21 protein-coding genes are annotated in these 24266 nt (G+C 67.0%); 11 read left to right on the top strand and 10 right to left on the bottom strand.

Annotation, left to right across the window (positions count from 1 at the left end; all coding sequences use genetic code 11):
* Window positions 1–83: 83 nt before the first annotated feature.
* A complete protein-coding gene (locus KF715_01945; protein MBX3735425.1) occupies window positions 84–749 on the bottom strand; it encodes a response regulator transcription factor in 666 nt (221 codons plus the stop codon).
* Window positions 746–1981: a sensor histidine kinase gene (locus KF715_01940; GenBank protein MBX3735424.1), complete on the bottom strand. Its 1236-nt coding sequence runs from the start codon at window positions 1979–1981 to the stop codon at window positions 746–748. The genes KF715_01945 and KF715_01940 overlap by 4 nt, the downstream gene beginning before the upstream one ends.
* A 93-nt stretch (window positions 1982–2074) precedes the next feature.
* On the opposite strand from KF715_01940, the gene metG reads away from it, so the two are divergent.
* The 3 genes from metG (at window position 2075) to menD (ending at window position 6968) form a co-directional block, all read left to right on the top strand.
* Window positions 2075–3604 (top strand): methionine--tRNA ligase, encoded by a 1530-nt coding sequence (metG, locus tag KF715_01935; GenBank protein ID MBX3735423.1) that lies wholly within the window; start codon window positions 2075–2077, stop codon window positions 3602–3604.
* A gap of 134 nt (window positions 3605–3738) precedes the next feature.
* Window positions 3739–5163 carry an isochorismate synthase gene (locus KF715_01930; protein ID MBX3735422.1) on the top strand — a complete coding sequence of 475 codons (1425 nt, stop codon included), beginning with the start codon at window positions 3739–3741 and terminating at the stop codon, window positions 5161–5163.
* 26 nt (window positions 5164–5189) lie between these two features.
* A complete protein-coding gene (menD, locus tag KF715_01925; GenBank protein ID MBX3735421.1) occupies window positions 5190–6968 on the top strand; it encodes a 2-succinyl-5-enolpyruvyl-6-hydroxy-3-cyclohexene-1-carboxylic-acid synthase in 1779 nt (592 codons plus the stop codon).
* Window positions 6969–7178: 210 nt separating this feature from the next.
* Here menD and KF715_01920 read toward each other — a convergent pair whose 3' ends face one another.
* On the bottom strand, window positions 7179–8447 hold the full coding sequence (locus KF715_01920) for a Glu/Leu/Phe/Val dehydrogenase (GenBank protein MBX3735420.1): 1269 nt from the start codon (window positions 8445–8447) through the stop codon (window positions 7179–7181).
* A gap of 173 nt (window positions 8448–8620) precedes the next feature.
* Between KF715_01920 and KF715_01915 the strand changes: the two genes are divergently transcribed.
* Both KF715_01915 and uvrB read left to right on the top strand, forming a co-directional pair.
* Window positions 8621–10000, top strand: coding sequence for a hypothetical protein (locus KF715_01915; GenBank protein ID MBX3735419.1), 1380 nt, complete (start codon window positions 8621–8623; stop codon window positions 9998–10000).
* 39 nt (window positions 10001–10039) lie between these two features.
* On the top strand, window positions 10040–12067 hold the full coding sequence (gene uvrB, locus KF715_01910) for an excinuclease ABC subunit UvrB (protein ID MBX3735418.1): 2028 nt from the start codon (window positions 10040–10042) through the stop codon (window positions 12065–12067).
* Window positions 12068–12298: 231 nt separating this feature from the next.
* Here the strand turns inward: uvrB and KF715_01905 are convergent, their stop codons facing one another.
* Window positions 12299–12970, bottom strand: a complete 672-nt coding sequence (locus KF715_01905; protein ID MBX3735417.1) for a hypothetical protein — start codon at window positions 12968–12970, stop codon at window positions 12299–12301.
* Between the two features lie 129 nt (window positions 12971–13099).
* Between KF715_01905 and KF715_01900 the strand changes: the two genes are divergently transcribed.
* From KF715_01900 to KF715_01875, 6 genes are all read left to right on the top strand, one after another.
* Window positions 13100–13375 (top strand): acylphosphatase, encoded by a 276-nt coding sequence (locus KF715_01900; protein ID MBX3735416.1) that lies wholly within the window; start codon window positions 13100–13102, stop codon window positions 13373–13375.
* 2 nt (window positions 13376–13377) lie between these two features.
* Window positions 13378–14115 carry an ABC transporter ATP-binding protein gene (locus KF715_01895; GenBank protein ID MBX3735415.1) on the top strand — a complete coding sequence of 246 codons (738 nt, stop codon included), beginning with the start codon at window positions 13378–13380 and terminating at the stop codon, window positions 14113–14115.
* A 98-nt stretch (window positions 14116–14213) separates the two neighbouring features.
* The gene (locus KF715_01890; protein MBX3735414.1) at window positions 14214–14855 is read left to right on the top strand and encodes a hypothetical protein; all 642 of its coding nucleotides are present in this window, start codon (window positions 14214–14216) and stop codon (window positions 14853–14855) included.
* The gene (locus KF715_01885; GenBank protein MBX3735413.1) at window positions 14845–15501 is read left to right on the top strand and encodes a hypothetical protein; all 657 of its coding nucleotides are present in this window, start codon (window positions 14845–14847) and stop codon (window positions 15499–15501) included. Before KF715_01890 ends, KF715_01885 begins: the two co-directional genes overlap by 11 nt.
* A gap of 49 nt (window positions 15502–15550) precedes the next feature.
* Window positions 15551–16192, top strand: a complete 642-nt coding sequence (locus KF715_01880; GenBank protein ID MBX3735412.1) for a hypothetical protein — start codon at window positions 15551–15553, stop codon at window positions 16190–16192.
* Window position 16193: 1 nt separating this feature from the next.
* Window positions 16194–17081, top strand: coding sequence for a 1,4-dihydroxy-2-naphthoate polyprenyltransferase (locus KF715_01875; protein MBX3735411.1), 888 nt, complete (start codon window positions 16194–16196; stop codon window positions 17079–17081).
* Window positions 17082–17084: 3 nt separating this feature from the next.
* Here the strand turns inward: KF715_01875 and KF715_01870 are convergent, their stop codons facing one another.
* The 6 genes from KF715_01870 to KF715_01845 form a co-directional block, all read right to left on the bottom strand.
* The gene (locus KF715_01870; protein ID MBX3735410.1) at window positions 17085–19376 is read right to left on the bottom strand and encodes a xanthine dehydrogenase family protein molybdopterin-binding subunit; all 2292 of its coding nucleotides are present in this window, start codon (window positions 19374–19376) and stop codon (window positions 17085–17087) included.
* Complete coding sequence (locus KF715_01865) at window positions 19373–19849, bottom strand: (2Fe-2S)-binding protein (protein ID MBX3735409.1); 477 nt, start codon at window positions 19847–19849, stop codon at window positions 19373–19375. Before KF715_01865 ends, KF715_01870 begins: the two co-directional genes overlap by 4 nt.
* Before the next feature lie 154 nt (window positions 19850–20003).
* Window positions 20004–20531, bottom strand: a complete 528-nt coding sequence (locus KF715_01860) for a DUF5069 domain-containing protein (protein ID MBX3735408.1) — start codon at window positions 20529–20531, stop codon at window positions 20004–20006.
* A 21-nt stretch (window positions 20532–20552) separates the two neighbouring features.
* Complete coding sequence (locus KF715_01855) at window positions 20553–21932, bottom strand: sensor histidine kinase (GenBank protein ID MBX3735407.1); 1380 nt, start codon at window positions 21930–21932, stop codon at window positions 20553–20555.
* Window positions 21929–23455: a hypothetical protein gene (locus tag KF715_01850; protein ID MBX3735406.1), complete on the bottom strand. Its 1527-nt coding sequence runs from the start codon at window positions 23453–23455 to the stop codon at window positions 21929–21931. The genes KF715_01855 and KF715_01850 overlap by 4 nt, the downstream gene beginning before the upstream one ends.
* A gap of 144 nt (window positions 23456–23599) precedes the next feature.
* On the bottom strand, window positions 23600–24241 hold the full coding sequence (locus KF715_01845; protein ID MBX3735405.1) for an outer membrane beta-barrel protein: 642 nt from the start codon (window positions 24239–24241) through the stop codon (window positions 23600–23602).
* Between the last annotated feature and the right edge of the window lie 25 nt (window positions 24242–24266).

Below are 24266 nucleotides of genomic sequence, written 5' to 3'. Positions count from 1 at the left end.
GGCTCACGGCAGAAGACTCCCGTCCGGCTAGAGGCTAACGCCTCTCTGGGTGTAAAATGCCTGCTGCCGTGGGCAGCGACAGGTCAGAGCTGCTCGCGCTGCGCTTCGGTAAAAAGCGCGGCGGCTTGCGCGCGGCGCTGGATGCCGAGCTTGTCGAAAATCGTTGCGAGGTAGTTCTTCACGGTCTTCTCCGTGAGATTGAGGGCGTCGCCGATTTCCTTGTTGGTTTTGCCTTCGGTGAGGAGGGCCACGACTCGCTGCTCCTGGAACGAGAGCAACTTGATCTTGTCGGCGGCGCTGAGCTCGGGGCCGCGGCGCACGAGGCTCACGACTTGGCCCGCGAGGGTCGGGTCGAGGACGGAGCGACCGGAGGCGACTTGGAGAATTGCGGCCGCGAGCGTGGCGCTGTCGTTGTCCTTGAGCAGGTAACCGTAGGCGCCCGCCGCGATGGCTTGCTGGACGTTTCGCTCATCGGTCGCGGAGGTAAGGATGAGCACGCGCACGGTCGGCAGGCGGTCGGAAATCTCGCGACAGGCGGCGAAGCCCGGTTTGTCGGGCAGGCGCAAGTCGAGCAGCACGAGGTCGGGCTTCAGCCGCTCGGCGGCGGCGACCCCGGCGGTGGCCGTGCCTTCCTCGCCCACGATCTCGATGTCGGCACGGTCTTCGAGCGCGGCGCGCAGGCCGAGGCGAATCAACGGGCTGTCGTCGACGAGCAGGACGCGGATGCGGCGGACAGGGGCGGCGTTCATGCGGAGGGAGGGGAGGCGAGGGGCAACGTGAGGAGGACGCGAGTGCCTTTTCCGGGAGCGGACTCGACGTGCAACGTGCCGCCGAGCGCGGCGGCGCGCGCGCGCATGTTGGCGAGGCCGTGGCCGCCGGAGCCGGTTTGGCTGGCGGCGAAGCCGGCGCCGTCATCGGCGATTGCGAGGGCGAGCGCTCCGGCGTCGTGCGCGGCGCGGAGGGTGATGCGCTGAGCGCGGCCGTGGCGCACGCTGTTGCTCACGGCTTCGCGGACGATGTTGACGAGTTCAGAGGCGTGCTCGGCGGGGATCAGTTCGAGCGCCGCGGGATCAAAGCGCTGCTCGACCGAGACATGGTCGGGCACGATGCCTTTGAGCGTGGAGGCGAGCGCGATCGGGAAAGACTCGCGGCGGAGATTGTCCGGCTCGAGCTCGCGGATGTAGGCGCGGACTTCCTGATTCAGCCGGCGCAACTCGACGACGCACTGATCGAGCCGCTCTTCGATGGCGGGGGCCGCGGTCATTTTCTTGCGCACGCTTTCGAGGGCGAGACTCACGGCGTAGAGCGTCTGGCTCATGTTGTCGTGGAGTTCGCGGCCGAGTTTGATGCGCTCCTCGAGCGAGCGGTCGAGCAGCGTGCGGCTGACTTGCAGGTCCTCCTCGGCGCGCCGGCGGGCGTCGTGCTCCTTTTCCAGAGCCGTGCCGCGCTCGACGGTGAGACGGGCGAATTGCTCGAGGCCCGCCGCGTCGCGGCGCCACGGCGCGCGGGTGTCGCGCTCGGGTGACTGTCGCGAGTTCAGCACAGCCAGCGCGAGCGGGATCGAGCCGAGGAGCAAGGCCAGCAGGATCGTGGTCGCCAGAATCCAACGGTGAAAGCGGCGGAGTTTCTCAAATGCCGGCGGACTGCCAGTCGCACTCACGTGCCAGCCTGGATAGGCACCGAGGCTCGTGGAGTAGAAAGGCACATCACGCCCGACGGGCGGTCCGATCGGGCGCTGGTGCAGTTGGACGTCTGCCTGCACCAGTGCGCTGAGATTCTTGCGATAGACTTCATCCCATTGTTCCGGCGGACGTGGCGATAGGCTCAGCACTGAAATCAATGCGGTGCCCAGTCGATCACCTGCCTCACTTCTCGCAGCAGCTTCTTCTCGCAGCCACCACGCCTGCAACGAAAACGCCGCGACGAGGAACACTCCGACGAGGGTGATTGAAAGCAGCAGCGCGCGGGCGAGGGGACTCATGAAGGCGTTTGCGAAGCTGTCTTAGCCCGGTCCGCGAGTCCCGTCAAAATCTTCGACAAACGGGTCCCGACCACTACTTTGACCGTTCTTTGCATGAAGTCGTTCTACCTGACCACCGCCATTGACTACGTCAACGGCTCGCCGCATCTCGGCCACGCCTACGAAAAGGTGCTGTCCGACGTCATCGCGCGCACCAAGCGAATGCAGGGTCAGGACGTCTTCTTCCTCACCGGCACCGACGAACACGGCCAAAAAATCCAGCAAAGCGCACGCGCCAAGGGCGTGCCGACGCAGCAGTTCGTCGACGAGACCGCGGCGGAATTCGTCCAGCTCGCGAAGCTTCTCAATCTCTCCAACAACGACTTCATCCGCACCACCGAACCGCGCCACAAGCAGGTCGTGCGCGATTGCCTGCAGCAGCTCTTCGACAAGGGCGAGATCTACAAACACGAATACCAGGGCTTCTATTCGACCCGTCAGGAGCAGTTCCTGCAAGAGAAGGACCGCGGCCCCGACGGCAAGTGGCCGGAAATTTTCGGGGAAGTCACCGAGATCACCGAGAGCAATTACTTCTTCAAGCTGCGCTCCTATCAGCAGTGGCTGATCGACTACATCACGGCGCACGAGGACTTCGTGTTCCCGGCGCACCGTCGCAAGTCGCTCCTCGAGTTCCTCAGCGAGCCGCTGAACGACCTCTGCATCTCGCGCCCGAAGGAACGCCTCGAGTGGGGCATCCCGCTGCCGTTCGACGAGAACTACGTCACCTACGTGTGGTTCGACGCTCTGCTCAACTACTACACCGCGGTGAAGGACAACGGTCACTGGCCCGCCGACTACAACGTCATCGGCAAGGACATCCTCATCCCGGCCCACGGCATCTACTGGCCGATCATGCTGCACGCGCTCGGCCTGCCGCCGCCGAAGGGCCTGCTAGTGCACGGCTGGTGGTCGATCAATGGCGCCAAGATGTCCAAGAGCACCGGCAATTTCGTCGACCCGGTCGAGTTCACCAAAGCCTGGAACGTCGACTCGCTCCGCTACTTCCTCGTGCGCGAGATGACGGTCGGCATGGATGCGGACTTCTCGCAGGAGCAATTTCTCGTCCGCTACAACAGCGAGCTCGCGAACAGTCTCGGCAATCTCGTCAACCGCACGCTGAACATGACGACGCGCTTCGCCGCGGGCGTCGTGCCGACATTCGAAGTCACCGAGGACCCCGAGCGCGAGTTGCAGGCGCTGTGGCCGAAGACGCGCGACGAGTTCCTCACGCTGTGCGACGGCTTCCAGTTCCATATCGCTCTGGAACGCGCGATGCAGTTCATCACCGCGACGAATGCCTACATCGAGAAGCGCGCGCCGTGGAAGCTCGCCAAGGATCCGTCGCCTGCGGCGCAAGCGCAGCTCCGCACGACGCTCGCGACCATCGCCGAGGCGCTCCGCCTCGGCTCGGCGCTGCTCTGGCCGGTGATGCCGTCCGCGGTCGACAAGATCCGCACCGGTCTTGCCCTGCCGCCGCTCGCGCAGTGGGAAGGTGAACTGGAGTGGGGCGGTCGCCTCGCCGGCGCGAAGCTCGGTGCGGTGGACATCCTGTTCCCGAAGCCGGCGACAGAGAAGAAGGGCTGACACGTTCGCATGAATGTCGATCGCGCGCGCGTGAGGTGGTCGCCGTCGTCCCCGACGGCGACTTGCAGCGCGAATGATGGCCGCAACGTGTCGTCGCCGGGGACGTCGACGACCACCTCGGAATTAGCGGCGTCATGACTATTCTCCCGATTAACCCCACGACGAACTCCACCCCGGAGGCGCTGCGGGCTTTCTTGGGCGACTGTGCCGAGCGCGCGCGCGTCGCCGGTCGGCCGCAGCTCGTGAGCATCAGCGTGGCGGTCGAGAGCCTCGATCCGCTCGCTGTGCTCGAATCGATCTTCGAGGAGAGCGAGCCGCATTTCTACATCGAGCGCCCCGGCTCGGGTTTCGCCGTGGCCGGTGCGGAGGCGGTGCTGTCGTTCGAAGCGCACGGCCCGTCGCGTTTCGCGGCGGCCAAGGAATTCATTGCGCAAACGCTCTCGCAGACGATTGCCGTTGGCCCGCTCGATGAGGTGTTCGCGGGACCGCATTTCTTCGTCGCGGCCGGTTTCGCCGACGAGGCGGCGGGCGGGGCGCCGTTTCCGGCCTTGCGGGTGTTCGTGCCGCGCTGGCAGGTGTCGCGGCGTGGGGATGGCTCGGTCGCGGTGGCCAACCTCGTCATCACACCCGAGCTGCCGCTCGACCTCGTCACGGCCAAGGTTGCGAAGGCGCACGCGAAGTTCCGGTCGTTCGACTATTCCTCGGCCCGCAACCGCGAACGTCCGTCCGCGCCGAAACAGATCGAGGAAATTGGCGGCGCCGGCGCTTATCAGCGCGCGGTCGCGGCCGGGCTCGAAGGCATCGCGCGCGGCGACTACGAGAAGATCGTGCTGGCGCGCGCGCAGCGGCTGACGACCGCCGAGCCGTTTCATCCGCTCGGCGTATTGAATCATCTGCGCCAGCGTTATGCGGGCTGCTACGCCTTCTCGGTCGCGAATGGCCGTGGGCAAAGTTTCATCGGCGCCTCGCCGGAGCGGCTCGTGCGCGTGACCGAGGGCCGCATGCACACCGAAGCGCTCGCGGGCTCGGCACCGCGCGGTAAATCCGCCAGCGAAGATGCCGCGCTGGCCCGGGCGCTGGCGCAGGACGACAAGGAGCTGCGCGAGCACCGCTTCGTCATCGCCGCGATCGGACGCCGCTTGGCCGACCTTGGCATCCAGCTGGAACATGCCGCGCAGCCGCGCCTGCTCGGCCTGGCCAACGTCCAGCACCTGCACACGCCGATCAGCGCGACGCTGCCCGCAGAGGTGCACATTCTCGATCTCGTGGCTCGCCTGCATCCGACGCCGGCGGTCGGAGGCACGCCGCGCGAGCGCGCCGTGCCGGCCATCGCGCAGCTGGAGCCGTTCGCGCGCGGGCTCTACGCGGGCACCTGCGGCTGGGTCGATCATCGCGGCGGCGGCGAGTTCTTCGTCGGCCTGCGCTCGGCGCTGGTCGATGGCTGCACAGCGACGGCTTATGCCGGTGCCGGCATCGTGGCTGGTTCCGATCCGGAGAAGGAGTTCGCCGAAACCGAGCTGAAGTTCCGCGCCCTGATCGAGGCTCTGACGGAAAGTTAACCACGAATGAACACGAATAGACACGAATGCTCGGCCTCGTGAATTATTGGTGTTCATTCGTGTCCATTCGTGGTTTCAAAACAGTCGTGCAGAAGCTCGCTCTCGATTTCCGCAATGTGAATTCGCTCTGGGGCAGCGTGCTGGTCGAGACGCTGGCGCGGCTCGGCGTGCGGCAGGCGGTGATCTCGCCCGGCTCGCGCTCGACGCCGCTTACGGTGCAATTCGCGGCGCATCCCGCGTTCGAGGCGATCCCGGTGCTCGACGAGCGCTCGGCGGCGTTCTTCGCCCTGGGGCTGGCGCGGCAATCGCATCGTCCGGTCGTGCTCCTGTGCACGAGCGGCACGGCGGGCGCCAACTACTTCCCGGCGATCATCGAGGCGCGCGAGAGCGGCGTGCCACTCATCGTGATCACGGCGGATCGTCCGCCGGAGATGCGCGAGTGTCGCTCAGGGCAGACGATTGACCAGCAGAAGTTGTTCGGCGGCTACGTGAATTTCTACCACGAGCTGTGCGTGCCGGAGGCGAGCGTGGCGATGCTGCGCTACTTGCGGCAGACGGTGACGCACGCTGTCGAACGTTCGCAGTGGCCGGTAGGTGGGCCGGTGCACTTGAACGCGCCGTTCCGCGATCCGTTGCCGCCGGTCAAGGATGAAAGCGCGGAAGCACTGAAGGGCGGAATCGGGGAGAAGTTTTTCGCGCATCTCGAGGCGCCGGCGGCAGCCGCGACGGCCGACAAGGCGGTCTCGCTTGGTGGACGCGGCGTGATCGTCGCCGGGCAGTTGCGTGTGACGGACGCGGCGGCTTACGCGCGAGTGGTCGGCAAGCTGGCGAAGCGACTGGGCTGGCCGGTGCTGGCGGACGCGCTGTCGCCGCTGCGGAATTTCGCGGCGCTGGTGCCCGGATTGATCACGCGCTACGACGTCATCGCGCGCTCGGCGGAATGGGCGAAGGAATTGCAACCATCGCACGTGGTCTGCCTGCACGACTGGCCGACGAGCAAACCGCTGCGGCAATGGCTGCAGGCGGGCGATGTGCCCGTGACCTTCGTGACGACGCGCACCGACAATCCCGATGCTCTGCACAGTGCGACCCGCGTGGTTCGCTCGGACGTGGCGAGCTTCGTGGCGAAGGTGCGGGCTCGGCCGGCGTCGCGCGATTGGGCGCGCCGTTGGAGCGAGCTCGAGCGTCGGGTCGAGGGTCGGTTGCGTCGCGGTCTGGCGGAGGCCGAGGGGATTTTTGAAGGGCAGGCGATGGCGCTGTTGCCGCGCGCGCTGCCGAAGGACGCGACGGTGATGTTTGCCAATTCGATGCCGGTGCGTGATGCGGAATATCTCTGGCCGGCCAACGATTGCGGCCACGCTGTGCACTGCAATCGCGGCGCGAATGGAATCGACGGCACGCTGTCGACGGCGATTGGCCTGGCGCATCGTGGCGCGCCGACCGTGCTCGTGACGGGCGATCTCGCGCTGTTGCACGACACGAACGGCTTTCTGCTCGCGCGTGAGCTGCGCGGCAGCCTGACGGTGGTGCTGATCAACAACGACGGCGGTGGCATTTTCGGACATTTGCCGGTGGCGCAATTCGAGCCGCCGTTCGAGCGGTTCTTCGCGACGCCGCAGTCGGTCGATTTCGCCAAGCTGTGTGCGACGTATGGTGTCGGTCACACGCTGGTGCGCGACTGGCGGCATTTCGAACGGTTGCTTGCGAAGCTGCCGTCGCGCGGCGTGCGCGTGCTCGAGGTGCGCACGGACCGGAAGCGGGACGCGGCGACGCGCAAGGCGCTGTTCGCGGCGGCGGCGCGGTGAGGGCGCGGCTTTGCTTTGCTGTGGGAGCCTGCTTGCAGGCGATAGGCACGTGAACGGTTGGCGGGCGTCTCGAATCGCCTGCCAGGAGGTTCCCACAGCTGGGGCGCGCGCAAGCGCGCTGCCTACAGATCATGAAAAGCCCGCGGCTTTTGACCGCGGGCGGAATGGCTTTCGCCGGTCGGAGACCGGCGCTACTTGGCGAACGGCTGCTTACGGGAACAGGCCGCGCTTGGCCTTGGCTTCGGCGACGCGGGCGATGCCGAGCACGAGGGCGGCGGTGCGGCGCGAGCACTTGTATTTGGCCTTCGTCTCGTCGACGGACGCCTTCGCCTTGGCGAGCATGCGGTGGAGTTTCTCGAAGACTTCCTCCTTCGACCAGTAATAGGCGGACTGGTTTTGCAGCCACTCGAAGTAGGAGACGATGACACCGCCGGAGTTGCAGAGCACGTCGGGGATGAGCTCGATGTCGCCGCGCTCGGCGAGGATCTTGTCGGCTTCGTTGGTCGTCGGGCCGTTGGCGCCTTCGGCGATGACGCGGCACTTGAGCTGGCCGGCGTTCTTTTCGGTGATGACGCGTTCGAGGGCGGCGGGGATGAGGACGGTGCAGGGCTGCACGAGGAGTTCGTCGTTCGTGAGCGAGGCGCCGCCCTTGTAGCCTTGGAGGGATTTGTTGGTGGCGGCGTAGGCGAGGGCGTCCTTCAGGTTGATGCCGGCCTGGTTGTAGATGCCGCCGGTGAAGTCGGAGATGCCGATGACTTTCGCACCCCATGCGGCGAGGGCGAGGGCGGTCTCGCTGCCGACGTTGCCGAAGCCCTGGATGATCACGGTGGTGTCGGCGGGCTTGATGCCGAGGTCGGTGAGGTAGGCCTTGGTGAACCAGGCGACGCCTTCGCCGGTGGCCTCGCGCCGGCCGAGGGAGCCGCCGAGCGCGATGGGTTTGCCGGTGATGACGCCCGGGTCGTAGTGGCCGACGTGGTTGGAATAGGTGTCCATCATCCACGCCATGACCTGTTCGTTGGTGCCGACGTCGGGTGCCGGGATGTCGAGGTTCGGTCCGATGAAGGTCGCGATTTCCTGCATGTAACGGCGGGACAGGCGCTCGAGTTCGCCGGTGGACATGTCGCGGGCATTGACGACCACGCCGCCCTTGGCGCCGCCGAAGGGCAGGCCGACGAGGGAGCATTTCCAGCTCATCCACATGGCGAGGGCGGCGACTTCGCCGAGCGAGACGTCCTGGTGGAAGCGGATGCCGCCTTTGGCGGGACCGGTGGAGATGTTGTGCTGCACGCGGTAACCTTCGAAGGTCATCACGCGGCCGTCGTCCATGCGGACGGGGAGGCTGACGGTCAGCGTGCGGCGCGGCACTTTGGTGCGCTCGCGCACGCCCGCTTCCATGCCGAGGATGTCGGCGGCAGCGTCGAATTGATTACAGGCCTGGAGAAAGACAGGCGAGGTGTAGATGCTTTTGGCAAGGGACATTGGATAACAGGATTCTGGCCGGAGGGCCGGGGTTCGAATGGACGAGACAATGGTCGGCGGGGTTCCCTTTAGCAATTGGCTTCCCGCCGGGCGGCCCCTTCAATGAAAAGGCCTTATTACGAGAGTAATGGCCGTGATTTATGGGAGCGCTGGCGAGATTTTTGTCGTGGTGCGTGCAGAAGCTGACCTTCGGCTTGCTGCTGTTGGTGCTTGGCCTGACGGGGTTTGGGTTGTGGCTCTACCTGCGGGACAACGTCGATTTCGATCTGCGCCGGCAGGACCTCATCCGGGTGTTGACCGGTGAGGCCGGCAAGCTGCGCGAGGCTCTCCACGATGTGCAGGTGCGCACGGATGGCATGAAAGCCGACGTGGCGCGCAACGAGCAACGGGCCGCCGAAGCGAGCCGTCTTGCGGCCGAACTCGACGCGCTGAACAGCGGCTTCGCGCGGCTGGGCACTTCCACCGAGCAGGTGAAGCTCAACGACGAACGTCTCGCCCGCCTCCGCCAGACCGAGAAGGAGGCGCGCGATCAGGTCGCGGCGCTGCGCGAGGCGCTGAAGCGCGCGCAATGGGAAAAGGACGGCCTCGAAATCGCGCTCGGCAAACTCGAGGTGCAGCGGCAGGCGGCGGAGCGTCAGAAGTCGCGCGTGATGCACTACGCGCACGCGGCGTGGGATCGGTTCGGCAAACATGTGCTGCTGGTCATCGCGATTTGGTTTTTCGGACCGCCGCTGGGGCGGGCGGTGGCATATTTCGTGGTCGCGCCGTTCATTTCCAGCCGGGCGCCGGTGCGGCTCGGCGAGCCGGCGGCGGAGGCGGTCGTCGTGCGTGGCAGCGACGCATCGATCGATGTCGTGCTGGAACCGGGCGACGTGTTGTGGGTGAAGGAGAAATTCCTCCAGGCCTCCGACGAAGGACTGCTCAAGCGCACGCGCTGGCTGCTCGACTGGAGCATGCCGTTCACTTGTCTCGCGGCGGGGTTGAAGGAATTGATCGAGATGCGCAATGCCGCGCCCGAGGCCAAGCTGCGCGCGACGTTTTCGAGTCAGGACGACGCGCATGTGGAGCTCGCGGTCGTCACCGTGCCGGCGGGGGCAAGCCTGGTTCTGCGACCGAGCTATCTTGCCGGCTTGATCGGACCGCTCGGGCGCAAGGCGACGGCGATTCGGCGGCACTGGCGGTTGTTCACGCTGCAATCGTGGGCGACTGGCCAGTTTCGGTATTTCGAGTTCGTCGGCCCGTGCACGTTGCTGCTCGCCGGCAGTCGCGGCGTGCGCGCGGAAGCGCTCGCGGCGCAACCCGGGATGCCGGTGCCGGGACGGCGGGCGAATCAGGACGCGACGATCGGTTTCACGCCGGGGCTGGCCTACCGGCCGGTGCGCGCGGAGACGTTTTGGGCGTATTTCCGCGGTCAGAATCCGCTGTTCGACGACCTCTTCGAGGGGACCGGCGTGTTCCTCTGCCAGCAAACTTCCGCCAAGGGCGAGGCGGCGGAACAACGGAAGTGGATGGCGAGCCTGCGCGATGGACTGTTGCGCATCTTCGGTCTTTGAGCGTTTGCCGCGCGCCTGAGTTTGGTTAGCCCTGTTCCGATGCCCTTGTTCAAACTGCACGCCGAATACCAACCGACCGGCGACCAGCCGCAGGCGATCGAGAAGCTCGTCGCGTCGCTGCGCGCGGGCAATCGCGATCAGACGCTGCTCGGCGTCACGGGCTCGGGCAAGACGTTCACGATGGCGAACGTCATCGCGCAGCTCGACCGACCGACACTGATCATCTCGCACAACAAGACGCTGGCGGCGCAGCTCTACTCGGAATTCAAGAATTTCTTCCCGGAGAACGCGGTCGAATACTTCGTCAGCTACTACGATTACTACCAGCCCGAGGCCTACGTGCCGTCGAGCGACACCTACATCGAAAAGGATTCGTCGATCAACGAGGAGATCGAGCGCATGCGCATCGCGACGACGAGTTCGCTCGTGAGCCGGCGCGATGTGATCGTGGTGGCGAGCGTCTCGTGCATCTACGGCCTCGGTTCGCCCGAGGAGTTTTCGGAGATGCGCATCCAGATCCGGCGCGGCGAGGAAATGGGGCGGCAGAAATTCCTCGAGCGACTGGTGGACAATCTCTACGAGCGGAACGACTACGAGCTGAAGCGCGGCATGTTTCGCGTGCGCGGCGACGTGGTGGACGTCATGCCCGCCTATCTCGAGCACGGTTTGCGCGTGGAGTTCTTCGGCGACGAGATCGAGGCGCTGACGGAATTCGAGCCGGTGAGCGGCGCCGTGCTGCGCAAGATCGACCAATTCGATCTCTACCCGGCCAACCAATACGTCACCTCGCGCGGCCGGCTCGAGGGCGCGATCAGCGGCATCAAGCGCGAGCTGACGGAGCGCGTGGCGCTCTTCGAGCGCGAACAGAAATTCCTCGAGGCGCAGCGCATCAAGATGCGCACGACCTACGACCTCGAGATGCTGCAGGAAATGGGGTTTTGCAACGGCATCGAAAACTACTCGCTGCACCTCACCGGCCGAAAGCCCGGCGAGCGGCCGTTCTGCCTGATCGACTTTTTCCCGAAGGATTTTCTGACGTTCATCGACGAGAGCCACGTGACCGTCTCACAGATCGGCGGCATGTATGCGGGTGACATCGCGCGCAAGCAGACGCTGGTGAACTTCGGTTTCCGCCTGCCATCGGCCCTCGACAACCGGCCGCAGGCTTTCCCGGAGTTTCAGCAGATCACCGGGCAGACGCTCTACGTGTCGGCGACGCCGGCGAAGTTTGAGATGGAGCGCTCCGCGGTCGTCGCGGAGCAGGTGATTCGTCCGACCGGCCTGCTCGATCCGGAAATTTCGCTCCGCTCGACGAAAGGGCAGGTCGAGGACCTGATCGGCGAAATCCGCCGCGCGGTGGAGCAGGGTGAGCGCGTGCTCGTCACCACGCTGACCAAGCGGCTCTCCGAGGACATCACGAGCTACCTGCGCGATGCGAAGATCCGCGTGGAGTATCTGCACTCCGACATCGACGCCCTCGAACGCGTGGAAATCCTGCGCAATCTCCGCCAGGGCAACTTCGACGTGCTCGTCGGCATCAATTTGCTCCGCGAGGGGCTCGACCTCCCGGAGGTCGCGCTGGTCGCGATCCTCGACGCCGACAAGGAAGGCTTCCTGCGCAGCGAAACGAGCCTGCTCCAAACCGCCGGCCGTGCCGCGCGCCACGAGAAGGGGCGGGTGATCTTCTACGCCGACGTCATCACGGAATCGATTCGCCGCACGATCGACGAGACGAAGCGCCGCCGCGAAAAACAGATGGCCTACAACGCCGTGCACGGCATCACGCCGCGCAGCGTGAAACGCGCCGCGCAGGCCAGTTTGCACGTCTACGACGGCACTGGAGCGGATCGCAACGCGGCCGCCGTGGCCGAGAGCGTCGACGATGTCGCGGCGGTCATCGCGGAGCTCGAGGACGAGATGCAGGAAGCGGCGAACCGACTCGAGTTCGAGCGGGCGGCGTTGCTGCGCGATCAGATCGCGACGTTGAAGTCGGGCGGCGCGGTGAAGGTTGCGCCGTCATCAACGCGCGGTGGCTACGGAAAACCGAAGAGGAAGTCGCTGCGCTAGGGTGGGCCATGGCGCGCGTCTGGGACAGGACGGTGCGCGTCGCGCGCCTCGGCACGTTCGCGGTTTCTTAGGCTGAGGAGTCCGGCTTCGGTCGAGCCGAAGAAATTCATCGCGCAAGCGAGTCTCCCGGCGCGGCGGTAGCCGCGCCCTCCGGCATTCGAATGCGGTCAATAAAAAGGCCTCACGTGCGGTGAGGCCTGCGGGAAAGATGCGGGCGGAACGGTGGCGCGGTTACTCGCCCTTGTCGGCGTGGCGGCACTCGGCCATGACCCGCAGCCAGATCTCGCGGAGATCGAACAGGCGCGGCATGGCGTATTCGCGGTAACGCTGCAGCAGGCCGCCGTCGGAGTCGGTCGTGACGCCGAGGCGGGCGAGCGTGTCGTTGAGTTCGCGGAGGGCGCGTTTGAAGAAGCAGATGGCGAGCGCGTAGTCGCCCATGTCGAGCGATTGGACCGCCTGCAGTGCGTGCTCGCGGCCGCGGTAGAGCGAGCCGGCCACCGCCAGGCTGACCGCGGGGTGGATGCGCTCGGGGTGGGAGGCGACACGTTCCCAGTTGGCGACGAGGCTCACGTAGATGGCCTTGGTGGCGATGTGCACCGGGTTGCGGTGGACGGTGTAGAGATCGAAATCCTCGTCGAATGCCGGTTCGTCGTTTTCGGTGGCGTTGGCGGCGTCGATCTCGCCCTCGGTCGCTTCCTCCGGCTGCATGTCCCAGCCCATGCGGCGGGCGACTTCATCGATGCGATCCGTGGCGGCGGGCAGTTGCTCGTAGTGTTTCAGGTAGTCGCGCACCGCGGTTTCGTGCTCGGCCAGATACTGTTCCCAATCGGCTTCGGTCCACGAGAGCTCCCGGCGTTCTTCCCAGTCGTTCTCGAACATCCCGTCGGAATCTTGATTGGTCATTGAAAAAAAGGAGCGTCTGGAAGGACGCTGGCGGGAGTGTGCGCAGCGACCTTGCTCGCGCAATTAAAATTCTCGTTCTAAGCCGGTTTCGATTTGCCGGGAATTCGCCGGCGCGGTGTCATCGCGCGAATGGCCGAGGTGCATCACGAGAGCGTCTTCTTTTCCGGTCACGTGCAGGGCGTGGGTTTCCGTTATCAGACCTTGCAGGTGGCCAAGGGATTCGAGGTCTCCGGCTTCGTGCGCAATCTCCCGGACGGTCGCGTGCAGCTCGAGGCCGAGGGGGAAAAGGCGGAGGTGGCCGCGTTCGTCGGCGCCGTGCAGGAGCATCTCGCGGGTTACATCCGGAAGACGGAGCGGACGGCGGGGCGGCGCGTCGCGCAGTTTTCCGGCTTCACGATTCGCTGACGATGTCCTCCCTCGCGCCCGCCGTGCGGATCGAGCGGCTGACCAAAAGCTACGCCGGGGATTGGCGCGGCCGGACACAGCGGGCGCTCGACAGCGTGACGCTGCACGTGGCGCGCGGCACGATCTGTGCGCTGGTCGGCGCGAACGGCTCGGGCAAGAGCACGACGCTGAAGATTTGCGCGGGTCTGGCCCACGCGACGAGCGGCAGTTGCGAGGTCGATGGGCGCAAGCCCGCCGTGGCCGCGCGCGAGGGACGTGTCGCCTATTTGCCGGAGGAAACGATTTTGCCGGACTTCGTCGCGGCGTCGGAGTTCCTCGCGAGCTTGGCAATGATCGGCGGTTGCAGTCGGCGCGAGGCGAGAGAGGCGGCGGCACGTGCGCTCGCGCAAGTGGGACTGTCCGCGCTGGCCGAGCGCGCGGCGGCGCAACTTTCCAAGGGACAGCGCCAGCGGCTCGGACTTGCGCAGGCGCTGCTGCGCGATCCGGCGGTGCTGCTGCTCGACGAGCCGACGTCGGGCTTGGATGTGCGGGCGCAAGTCGAGGTGCGATCCCTGCTCGTCGCGCAGCGGGCGGCCGGGCGCACGGTCGTGCTGAGCTCGCACGACGCGCCGCACTTGGAGGAGCTGTGCGACCGATTCGTCGTGTTGGAGCGCGGACGGCTCGTGTTTGAGGGAGACCGTGCGGCGGTGGCGGCGCGCGGCGGACTGGAGCAAATCCAACTGGAGGCGAGCGAAGCATGAGGGCGGGGCGTCGCTTCTGGGTTTTGGTCCAGTTCTGGCTCGCGCTGGCGCTGCGCTTGCGCGTCGCGTGGGGACTGGGCGCGGCTGCGGTGGCGTTCATGGTCGGCGGCGCCGTGTTGCGCGAATTTCATTTCGGCTCCGCAGAGCAGGTTTTCCTGATCGATTACGGCACCGCGGTCTTCGCGCTCAGTGGGAGCGTGCTGGCGGCGCTGGCGGGACCGGCGCTGTTTTTCTCTGGCCTCGAGTCGCGCGTGACATCGATCGTGCTGATGCATGGCGGTGCACGCGGGGCGGTGATTGCCGCCCAGGCGATCGCGGTCGCGATCGTCCTCGGTTGGCTCGCGGTGCTGTGCGGTGGGGCGAGTGCGGGACTCTTTTCATTGCTCGGTCATGCGGCGGCGACGGGGACGGCGCTGCGTGCGTTGGCGATGGAATTGGCGCCGCTGCTCGTGACGGCGGCGATGAGCCTGTTTTTCGCGACGATCAGTCGGACTCCGCTGCTCGCGGCGGTTCTGACGCTGGCCGCTGCGCTGGCGGGACGGTTGGCGCCGGTGATCGCGTTCGCGGCCGCGAAAGCGACCGGCGCGGCGAAGGGAGCTTGGTTGTTGTTGGGCTGGCTGGTGCCTGACCTCGCGATCGGCGAATCCGCCGCGCTGACTTCCGCGTTGGGATATCTGGCCGCGTATGCCGCGCTCTACATTTTTTTGGCCGGCTGGTGTTTTTCGCGCCGTGATCTCTGAACGGCACGTTCCGCTGCTGGCGTTCGCGGCGCTCGCGGTTTTCGGGGCGGCGACGGGAGCGTGGCGCGATGCGCATGAGCCGGTGGCGATCGCGTGGCCGGCCGCCGCGGATTGGTGCTGGTTGAAGGCGAATCTCGCCTGGGAAAAACGCGACGAGGCGCGGACGCGCGAGCTGACGACGCTCGCGGTGGCGCTGGCTCCGATGACGGATTATTTCCGGGTGAACGCCGCGCGGATGCGCGCCTTCGATTTTCCCGAGTGGCGGGAGCGAGAGCAGCCGACGGCACCGTCGGCGCTGAAGGCGGCGTGGCGCGCCGAACTCGCGGGCGAGGCGCTGGCCGTGCTGGAGCACGCGCCGGGGCGTTCGCCGGAGTTGTGGATCGAGGCGGGCAACATCGCGCTCTACGCGCGCCGCGACAGCCGCGAAGCCGCGGCCTATTACCGCCGCGCCGCCGAGATGGTCGGAGCGCCGTGGCATGCCGGCCGGATTTGCGGCGAGCTGCTGTGGCGAAGCGGACAGCGGCGCGAGGCCGTGGAATGGCTGCGCGCGTGGGGCGGGCGTTTGCCGGCGGACGAGCCGGAGGCGCAGCGCGAGCTCGTCCTCGCGCGCTGCGCCGAGTGGGAGCGCGAACTTCAGCGGGAGTGAGTTTGACAACGCGACAGCGCGGAGGCTCCATCCGGTTCGACCACGCCGCATGACCATCCACTGGCCGTATCTCCTTCTTGCTCTGCTGACGCTCTGGTTTCCTCGTCAATGGATGCGCCTGGGCAAGCTCTGGCGCAACAAACGCAAGGAGCGCGAGACGATGGAGCGCTTCGCGCAGGACGGCGCGAACGATCCGGACGACAAGTCGGTCCGCTTGGGACGGGAACTGCGGAATCACCGCAACTACCTCGATTTGCTGCGCGGCTTCATGGGCGCGGTGGCACTGTGGCGATTCAGTTTCGAGGCCGAGCCGGAGCAGGCGATGCTGGTCTTCGCGATTTGCGCCGCGGTCACGTTTGTCGGGGTGCTGATCCAGTCGCTGCGCTGGCGCGCGCGCATCACGTTTTTCGCCGCCATTTTCTTCTACGCCGGTCTGAGCAGCGGCATGGGCAACGGCTATCCCGGGGTGCTGGCCTTCCTGCTGGTGTGTGCGGTGAACCCGGTGATTCCGACGCCGCGGATGTTCGTGGCCGCGTATGCGCTGACTTTGCTGCCGTTCAATTTCTTCCTCGGCGACGATCAACGGCTCGCCGCCTTCAATACGATCATCCTGCTCGTGCCGGTGATTTGGAGCCTGATGGTCAAGCGGCCGATGGTTGTTTTCACGCGCCGGCGCAACCTCACTTGGTGAGATGGCCGTGGCCGCGAAAGTCTGGCTCGAAGCGGCGCGCCCGAAAACCCTGCCGGCGGCCGTGATTCCGGTGCTCGTCGGCACGGCGTTCGCTGCGGCCGCGCACACGGCGAGCGTCGGGCGGGCAGCGATCTGCCTCGTGTTTTCGCTCCTCGTGCAGATCGGCACGAACTTCGCGAACGACTACTTCGATTTCGTGCAAGGCGCCGACACGCACGAGCGCGTCGGTCCGCGCCGCGCCGTGGCGGCGGGTCTGGTGTCGCCGCGCACGATGCTGCTCGCGACCACGATCGTGCTGGCGGCGGCGTTCGCCGTCGGGCTGCTGCTCGTGGCGGAAGGCGGCTGGATTCTTTTGCCGATCGGCATCGTGAGCATCGTCTGCGCGATCGCCTATACGGGCGGGCCGTATCCGCTCGGCTACAACGGACTCGGCGATCTGTTCGTGTTCATCTTCTTCGGTCTCGTGGCGGTCGGTGCGACGTTCTACGTGCAGGCCCACACGATCACGGCGCCGGTGATGCTGGCGGCTGGAGCGGTCGGTTTGCTGGCGGCGAACATTCTCGTCGCGAACAATTATCGCGACGTCGAAACCGACGCGAAGGCGGGCAAGCGCACGCTGGTCGTGCGTTTCGGCCGGAAGTTCGCGTTCTGGCAATACGCGCTGTCGGCGCTCGCGGCCTTGTTGAGCGCGCCAGCGTTGATGTGGGTCGGCTGGCGCTGGCCGGTGCTGCTGCCATTGGTGCTCGCGCCCTGGGCGATGCGGTTGACGCATCGGCTCGGGAGTTCGGGCGATCCGCACGAACAGATCGCGGTGCTCGCGGATACGGCGAAATTCCTCGCGGCCTTCGGCGTGCTGCTGAGCATCGGTGTCGTCTGGGGCGCGCCCTGAGGGTCAGCTCCAGCGCAAATCCTGCTTCGTGAGCGGGAGCGAGCGGACGCGTTTGCCGGTGGCGGCGAAGATCGCGTTGCACACGGCGGGCGGGAGCGGCGGGTAGCCGGGCTCGCCGAGGCCGGTGGGCGGATTCTTGCTCTGGATGAAATGCACGTCGACGGCGGTCGGCGCATCGTTGACCCGCAGCAACGGGTAAGTGTCGAAGTTCGCCTGCGTGATGCGGCCGCGATCGAGCGTGACTTCCTGGAGCCAGGCGGCGCCGAGCGCGTCGATGACGGAGCCCTGCACCTGGTTTTCGGCGCCGCTCAGATTCATGATCGGGCCGACATCGCCGACGACGGTGACGCGCGGGACCTTGAGTGTGCCGTCGGGTGCGACCGTGACTTCGGCGACCTCGGCAAAATAGCCGCGGTGACTGAAGAAGAACGCCACGCCCTGGCCCGTGCCGCGCGGGAGTTTTTTGCCCCAGCCGGCTTTCTCGGCGACCGTGCGGAGGACGTGGGCCATGCGCGGGGCGTCGTAGGGGAGGCTGCGGGCGTCGAGGCCGGGTTGGATCTTGTCGCCGAGCAAATCGAGGCGGAACTGGACTTGATCGCGGCCGGCGGCGTGGGCGAGTTCGTCGATGAAGCACTGGATGACGAAGCCGAGTGCGTTGCTGCCGGGCGCGCGGAGCGGTCCGGTGGGGACGTTCGTGTTCACGATCGCCTGCTCGAGGCGGAAGTTCGGCACGAAGCGGCTCGGAAATTCCGACGGGCTCATGCGCGCGCTGCTGCCGGGCTCCTTGTCGGAGTTGAGTCCGACGGTGACGAAACGATCCTGCCACGCCACGAGCTTGCCCTGCGCGTCGACGGCACCCTTGAAATGGTGCCAGCCGCACGGCCGGTAGAGGCCGTGTTGCGTGTCCTGCTCGCGGGTCCAGGTGAGTTTCACAGGCGCGCCGGCCTTCTGGGCAATGGCGGCTGCTTCGACGACGTAGTCGTTGGCGAGGCGACGGCCGAAGCCGCCGCCGATGCGCGTGAAGCGGACTTTGATTTTTTCCTTCGGAATCTTGAGCGTGTTCGCCACGAGATCCTGCGCGCCGCCGGGGGTCTGCGTCGGGGCGAGAATCTCCATGCCTCCGTCCGGGGTCGGCCACGCCATGGCGTTCATCGGCTCGAGCGTCGCGTGGTGGAGGTAGGGATAGACGTATTTCGCTTCCACGACCTTGGCGGCGCCCGCGAACGCCGCGGCGACGTCGCCTTCGTTGCGGAGAACCTGCCCGGGTTGTGCGGCGAGTTCGGCCGCGCGGGCATCGAATGCGTTGGAGCTTTGGTTGGCGCCGGAGCCTTCGTCCCACGTCACGCGCAAGGCGGTGCGGGCCTTGAAGGCGGCCCACGTCGAGTCGGCGAGAATGGCGACGCCGGAGAGCAACCCGGCGTAGTTGCCGCCGCCCTCGAGCACGAACGCGTCGCGCACGCCCGGCATGGCTTTGATCTGGTCGAGGTTGGCGGAGACGACTTTGCCGCCGAAAACGGGGCATTTCTCGAAGACGGCGTAGCGCATGCCGGCGACTTTCTGGTCGAGGCCGAAGAGCGGCTGGCCGGTGACGATCGCGGGATTATCGACGCCGCCGACGCGCGAACCGAGCAGCGTGAATTCGTCGGGCTCCTTCAGTTTGATCGTGCCCTCGTCGGGGAGCGGGAGCGTGGCGGCTTTGGTGGCGAGCTCGCCGTAGGTGAGGCGACGACCGGACGCGCGGTGGACGACGGTGCCTTTCTCCGCGGTGAGTTCGGAAGCGGGAACGTTCCACGTCTGCGCGGCGGCCTCGATGAGCATCGTGCGCGCGGTGGCGCCGGCTTTGCGGAGGAGGTCGTAATTCTGCGGCGTGGAGAGCGAGCCGCCGGCGAATTGTGCGCCGAGCTGCGGATTGAGCGGCGCCTGCTCGATGACGATTTTGCTGAAGTCGACCTCGAGTTCCTCCGCCACGATCATCGGCAGCGAGGTCTTGATGCCTTGGCCGATCTCGGGGTTCTTCGCGACGATGGTGATGACGTTGTCCGGCGTGATGCGGATGAACGGATTCGGCGTGAAGGCGCGCGCGGTATTGTCGAGCGCCTGCGCGGGCTGGGCGAGGACGTCGGGCACGAAGGAGAGTCCGAGGGCGAAGCCGCCGCCGGCGAGCGCGGTGACACGGAGGAAGTCGCGACGCGTGAATTCGGTGGGTAGCCCGGCCGCACCGCGGACGGGTTCACCCGCGCCCGGAGGACGCGGGCTACCATCGTTGGACGAGGACTGAGTCGGGTGAGGTTTCATTTCGCACCGCCTTTCACGTTGCCGGCCGCGGCGTCCTTGATCGCGGCGCGGATGCGCAGGTAGGTGCCGCAACGGCAGAGATTGCCCGACATCGTGCCGTCGATGTCCTCGTCGGACGGATGCGGGTTGTTCTTCAGGAGCGCGGCGGCGGTCATGATCTGGCCGGACTGACAGTAGCCGCATTGCGGGACGTCGTGATCGATCCACGCCTTTTGCAGCGGATGCGAGCCGTCGGGTGACAGCCCTTCGATCGTCGTGATCGGCATGCCGACGACGGTGGAAACGGGAAACTGGCACGAGCGGACCGGCGTGCCGGCGAGGTGCACGGTGCACGCGCCGCATTGGCCGATGCCGCAGCCGTATTTTGTGCCGACCAATTCCAGATTATCGCGCAGGACCCAGAGCAGCGGAGTATCCGCCGGCACATCCACGGTGCGGGCCTGCCCATTCACGTTCAGGGTAAACTTGGGCATGGGAGGAAAGCGGCTCTCACCGTGCCGAAGCCAGTCGCGCCGTCAAGCGGCCGCGCATCGCCGGGTGTCCCTCGAAAGAGGGGGCTCCCAGCGACATGTGGGCGCTCGAAAAAAGGGCGCAGTGTGACTGCGCCCCGGGAAACTCAGGCTTGCGTCAGCGCGCCTTGCTGCGCTGCACGACCCACGCGACGATCGCGGCGTCGTCGTTCTCGTGGCGCCAGACGAGGCTGAGGAATTCGGCGGGATGGATGTCGTGTTCCTTGAAGAAGCGGCGATCGCCGCCGCACGAATACATCAGCGCGGGCGGCAGCTCGCCGCGGAGCTTGGCCTTCGTCTTCGGGATGATGCGCGGCAGCCAGGAGATGCCTTGCACGGCGGCGTCTTTCGGTGGCAGCGATGATTCGTCGAGCACGCGCGCCGAGGCCTGTCCGTGCTGGGCGTTCAGGAAGTAGTCGCGGCGGATCGACTCGATCGCGAGGGCGCGGTCGTAGCCGGGCTCGCCGCCGTTGTGGTGATCCTCGGCGTAATCATACATGTGCTGCGCGTTGATGCCGTTGGCGGCGAGGAACGCCTGCTCGGTGGCATCGAAGAAGGTCGCGGCGCCGCGCTGGCCGGCGGCGTATTGCCGCACGGCCTTGTCGTAGAGCGCGCGGAAGTGGTTGGCGAAATCGTAGTGCTTCATCGCCGCGAAGAGGAATCGGGTTCAGGCGATTTGCAAACGCCCGATGGCGATGCGCGCGCGAAACACCGTGCCGGTCGTTCCGGTCGAGACCAGTTCGAGATCGCCTTCCATCTGCCGGGCGAGGAGCCGGCTGATCGACAGGCCGAGCCCGGTGCCTTGCGTGCCGCTGGCGCCGGGCGTGAAGAGTCGCGGCCGCAGCTCGGGCGCGATGCCGCCGCCTTGGTCGGATACGGTCAACCGCACCTGCCCGGCGGATTCGGTCAGCTCGACCACGACCGCTTGGCCGGCGGAGGAGGCGCGGACGGCGTTGTGCACGAGGTTGGTCGCGATCAGGCAAAGCAGGCTGCCGCGATGGTTGTCGAGGGCGCGGTGCGTGCGGTTGACGACGTCGAGCTGCACGCCGCGCGGATTGGCGTGGGCTTCGCCGCGCTGGCGGATGAGCGTGGCGAGTTCTTCGGTGGAAATCTCGTAGGTCGCGCCCGTGCGCATGTCGCCGAGCAACGCGACGACCTCGGTGATGAGCGCCTGCATGCGCTCGGTGTGGAAGGCGACCGACTGCAAATCGGGCTCCTGCGCGGGCGCCACCGCGGAGCGCAGGCTGGCGACGGAGCCCTGGAGGCCGTGGATGAGGTGCGAGGTGATCTGGCCGAGCGCGGAGGCTTTCGTGGCGAGCGTGAGCTCAAGGTTGGCGTGGGCGAGCCGCTCGTTGCGTTCGGCGACGAGACGCTGTGCGCGCAGCAAGGCGAAGCATGCACCGCCGAGCACCAGCGCCGCGGCGATGACGCCGGCGGCGAGGATCGACCATGTGTGGCCATCGAGCCGGTCCTCGATGGCGGCGAGTTCGCCGGCGAGGCCGCGGGCATCGATGTAGTATTGCGCGAAGCCGGTCGGTTGCGTGCGCCCCGGTTCGACGAGCGGCAGCAGCACCTCGAGCACGGGAGCGGTGGTGTTCGGCTGCGCGCCGCGGAAATAGCGGTCGAGGGGGAATTCCGGGTGGTAGCGGCTGATCGGCGCGTTGCCGAGGAGCGTGACGTAGTCGGTCGTCGCGAGTTCGGCGAAGAGCAGCGAGTCGGGCACGGCGCGCAGCAGGTCGCCTTGCTCGTTGAACACGGCGACGGCGAGCATGCCGTCCTGTTGCGCGGCGGGGAGGACGGCATCGAGCAGCTCCGGGGCGCGCAGCGCGCGCGGGGCGGCGCGCTTGCTGGCGGCGGCGATCTGCTGTCGCGTGACGGGCGACAGGACGGCGGTGTCGCGGTTGATGACGGTGCGGCGGACCTCGCGATGCAGGCCGTCGCGGAAATAGAGCAGCAAGGTCCCGAAGATCGCGAGCAGCAGCGCACCGGCACCGAGCGTGGCGGCGAGCAGCGTGGTGCGGGCGGGCAGTTCGCGGCGGAACATCACTCGGGAACCGCCTGCCAGTCCTTCAAGCCGGTGAGGTCGAGCGCGGCGACGGCGGCGTTGAACAGCAGCTCGCGTTGCGCGTGGGTGAGCCCCGGATGGAGCACCGCGGCGCGGTAGTCCTGATAGAGCGCCTGCAACTGCTGTTGCTTGAACGCGGCGGCGAAATCCGCGAGCAGGGCGTCGACCGATTTGGTCGCGCCGGCGGGGGAATGCGCGGCGACGCGGGCGACCTCCTCGCGCAAGGCGCGCGCCTCGGCGGCGAGCGCGGCGATGCGGGTGCGGTTGTCGGCCTCGAAGGCGGCGAGCGCGGCGCGTGCGGCTTCGGCCGACGGCTCTTTCTTCGCGCCACCTTTGGCGGCTTCCGGTTGGGCTTGCTGGCGCGCGACGCGCTGGAGGCTGGCCTTGTTGCGCAGATAGGTTTCGAGGCGTTGCTCGAGTTCGGGCGGGAGAGTGGAGCGCGGGGCGACCGGATGCGCGGACGAGACGGCGGCGAGCTCGCGCCGGATGGTCTCGGCGGCGACCTCGAGTGCGCGGAAGTGCGGTTCCTGCTGCGCGGCGAGGTCGCGGAGGGCGCGCTCGCGTTTCGACTCGCTCTCGCGGTCGAGCGTGAAGAGCGCGTCGCGCAGCTCGCGCTTGAGGGCGCGTTTTTCGGTCGTGAGGGCGTCGATGCGGTCGGCGAGCGACGCCGGAAGGTCGACGGGCAGGCGGATGCGCGAGCCGTGCGGCAGGAAAAAGACCGTCTCGTCCGGCGCGAAGTCGGAGGCGGCGCCGGAGTCGCTGTCGCCGAGCGCGGCGGCGAGTTCGATCACGATCTCGCGGAGCAACTGGCGCTGCGGGGCGGAAAGACCTTCCTGATAATAGGTCGCGGCGCGCAGGACGGCGAGTTCGTCGGCGAGGAGTTCCTGTGCGGTGCGTTTCGTGCCGGGATCGCCGAGGCGCCAGTTGCGGTGCTGGTTCCAGTCGGCATCGGCGACGAGGAAGCCGCCGCGGTAGAGGTCGCGGCGGAGTCCGTCGGCCAGCGTGGTGAGTTCGTCGAGCGCGGCGGCAGCGACGGTGGCGGCGGGGGCGCTCGGCGCGGTGAGTGCGGCGCGGGCGTCGGCGAGCGCCGCGGTGCGTTTGCGGCGATAGAGTTCAAGGCGCTCGCGTTGGCGGCGGTCGAGGCCGCCCTTGGCGAGGCGCGAGCTGAGCGGCGCGAAGAAGAGCTCGTTGGCTTCGCCGGCGAGTTCGTTCCAGATCGGATCGCGGACAGCGGGCGCGGACGGGAGCTCGGTTTCGAGCGCGGGCACGGTCGCCGGAAAATAGACCGGCATCAGCTCGGTGAGCGACGTTTGGTTGGCGAGGCCGGGGAAGTGTTGGGCGTCGCGGAGAAAATTGGGATCGCGCGGCGTGGGGCGGGCTTGTCCGGCGCTGCCGGTCCCGCCCGGCAAGACAGTCACGCCGGCGTCAGCCTGCCCACGGACGAGCGGTGCGGCGCCCAGCAGGACGAGGGCGGCGAGGGCGGAGGATTTGAGCGTGGCGGACACGGCGGGAGAATTCAGAGTGGAGGCGGGCGCAAGTCGAGCGCGCAGAGGTCGCCCCGGGCGCCCGCCGCCTGTGATGTGCCGACCCGATGGACACACGTAGCGGCACACCGACGAAGCGGCGGGCGGGACTCCCGGGACTAAAACTCAGAACCGGTAGGTGAGGCCGGCGCCGATCAGGTGCGCGCCATAGGCTTGGAGGTTGGAATAGCTGTAGCTCACGTCGGCCGTGAGGTTTTGGTTGATGCGATAGGCCGCGCTCACCTCGCCGCCGGCGCGCAGCGATTGGCGGGTGCGGCTGAGGAGGACTGTGGACGGGCCCGTCGGCACCGGCATATCCACGCCGGCGTCGGCGATGGTGTATCGCGAATGCTCGAGGTGCGCCAGCGGACTGACCGAGAGGGAGAACGCGCCGCGTTTGAACGCCTGGACCGGGAGCGCGAGCGTGTAGAGTTTCGTCGCCTGCCGATAGCTGTAGAAAAGCGTTGGGGACGGGAACTCGATGTCGACAGGCACGAGCGGGACCGCCTTGCGGATCCGGATATCTCCGATGCGAGTGAAGCGGGCCTCGAGGGAGACGCGCGCGTTGAGCGTGTAGCCGAACGCGATCGTGAATGCGTTGGACGGCAGGTCGTCGCTGATCTTTTGGCCGTCGTCACCGATCGATGGCGTGCCGGAGACGGCGAGTTTCGCGGCGCGCACATCGAGGTAGACGCCGGCGGAGGTCGCCGGAGCGACGACGCTGGATAGAGCGAGAACGAGAGCGGACAGGAGGGATTTGATGATCATAGCGCCTTTCGCTTTGCCGCGTGCG

This window comes from Candidatus Didemnitutus sp. (assembly GCA_019634575.1).
In the GTDB taxonomy this organism is placed as follows: Bacteria; Verrucomicrobiota; Verrucomicrobiia; order Opitutales; family Opitutaceae; genus Didemnitutus.
Note: the sequence above shows the minus strand (reverse complement) of the source record. Positions and strands in the feature narration are given on the sequence as shown.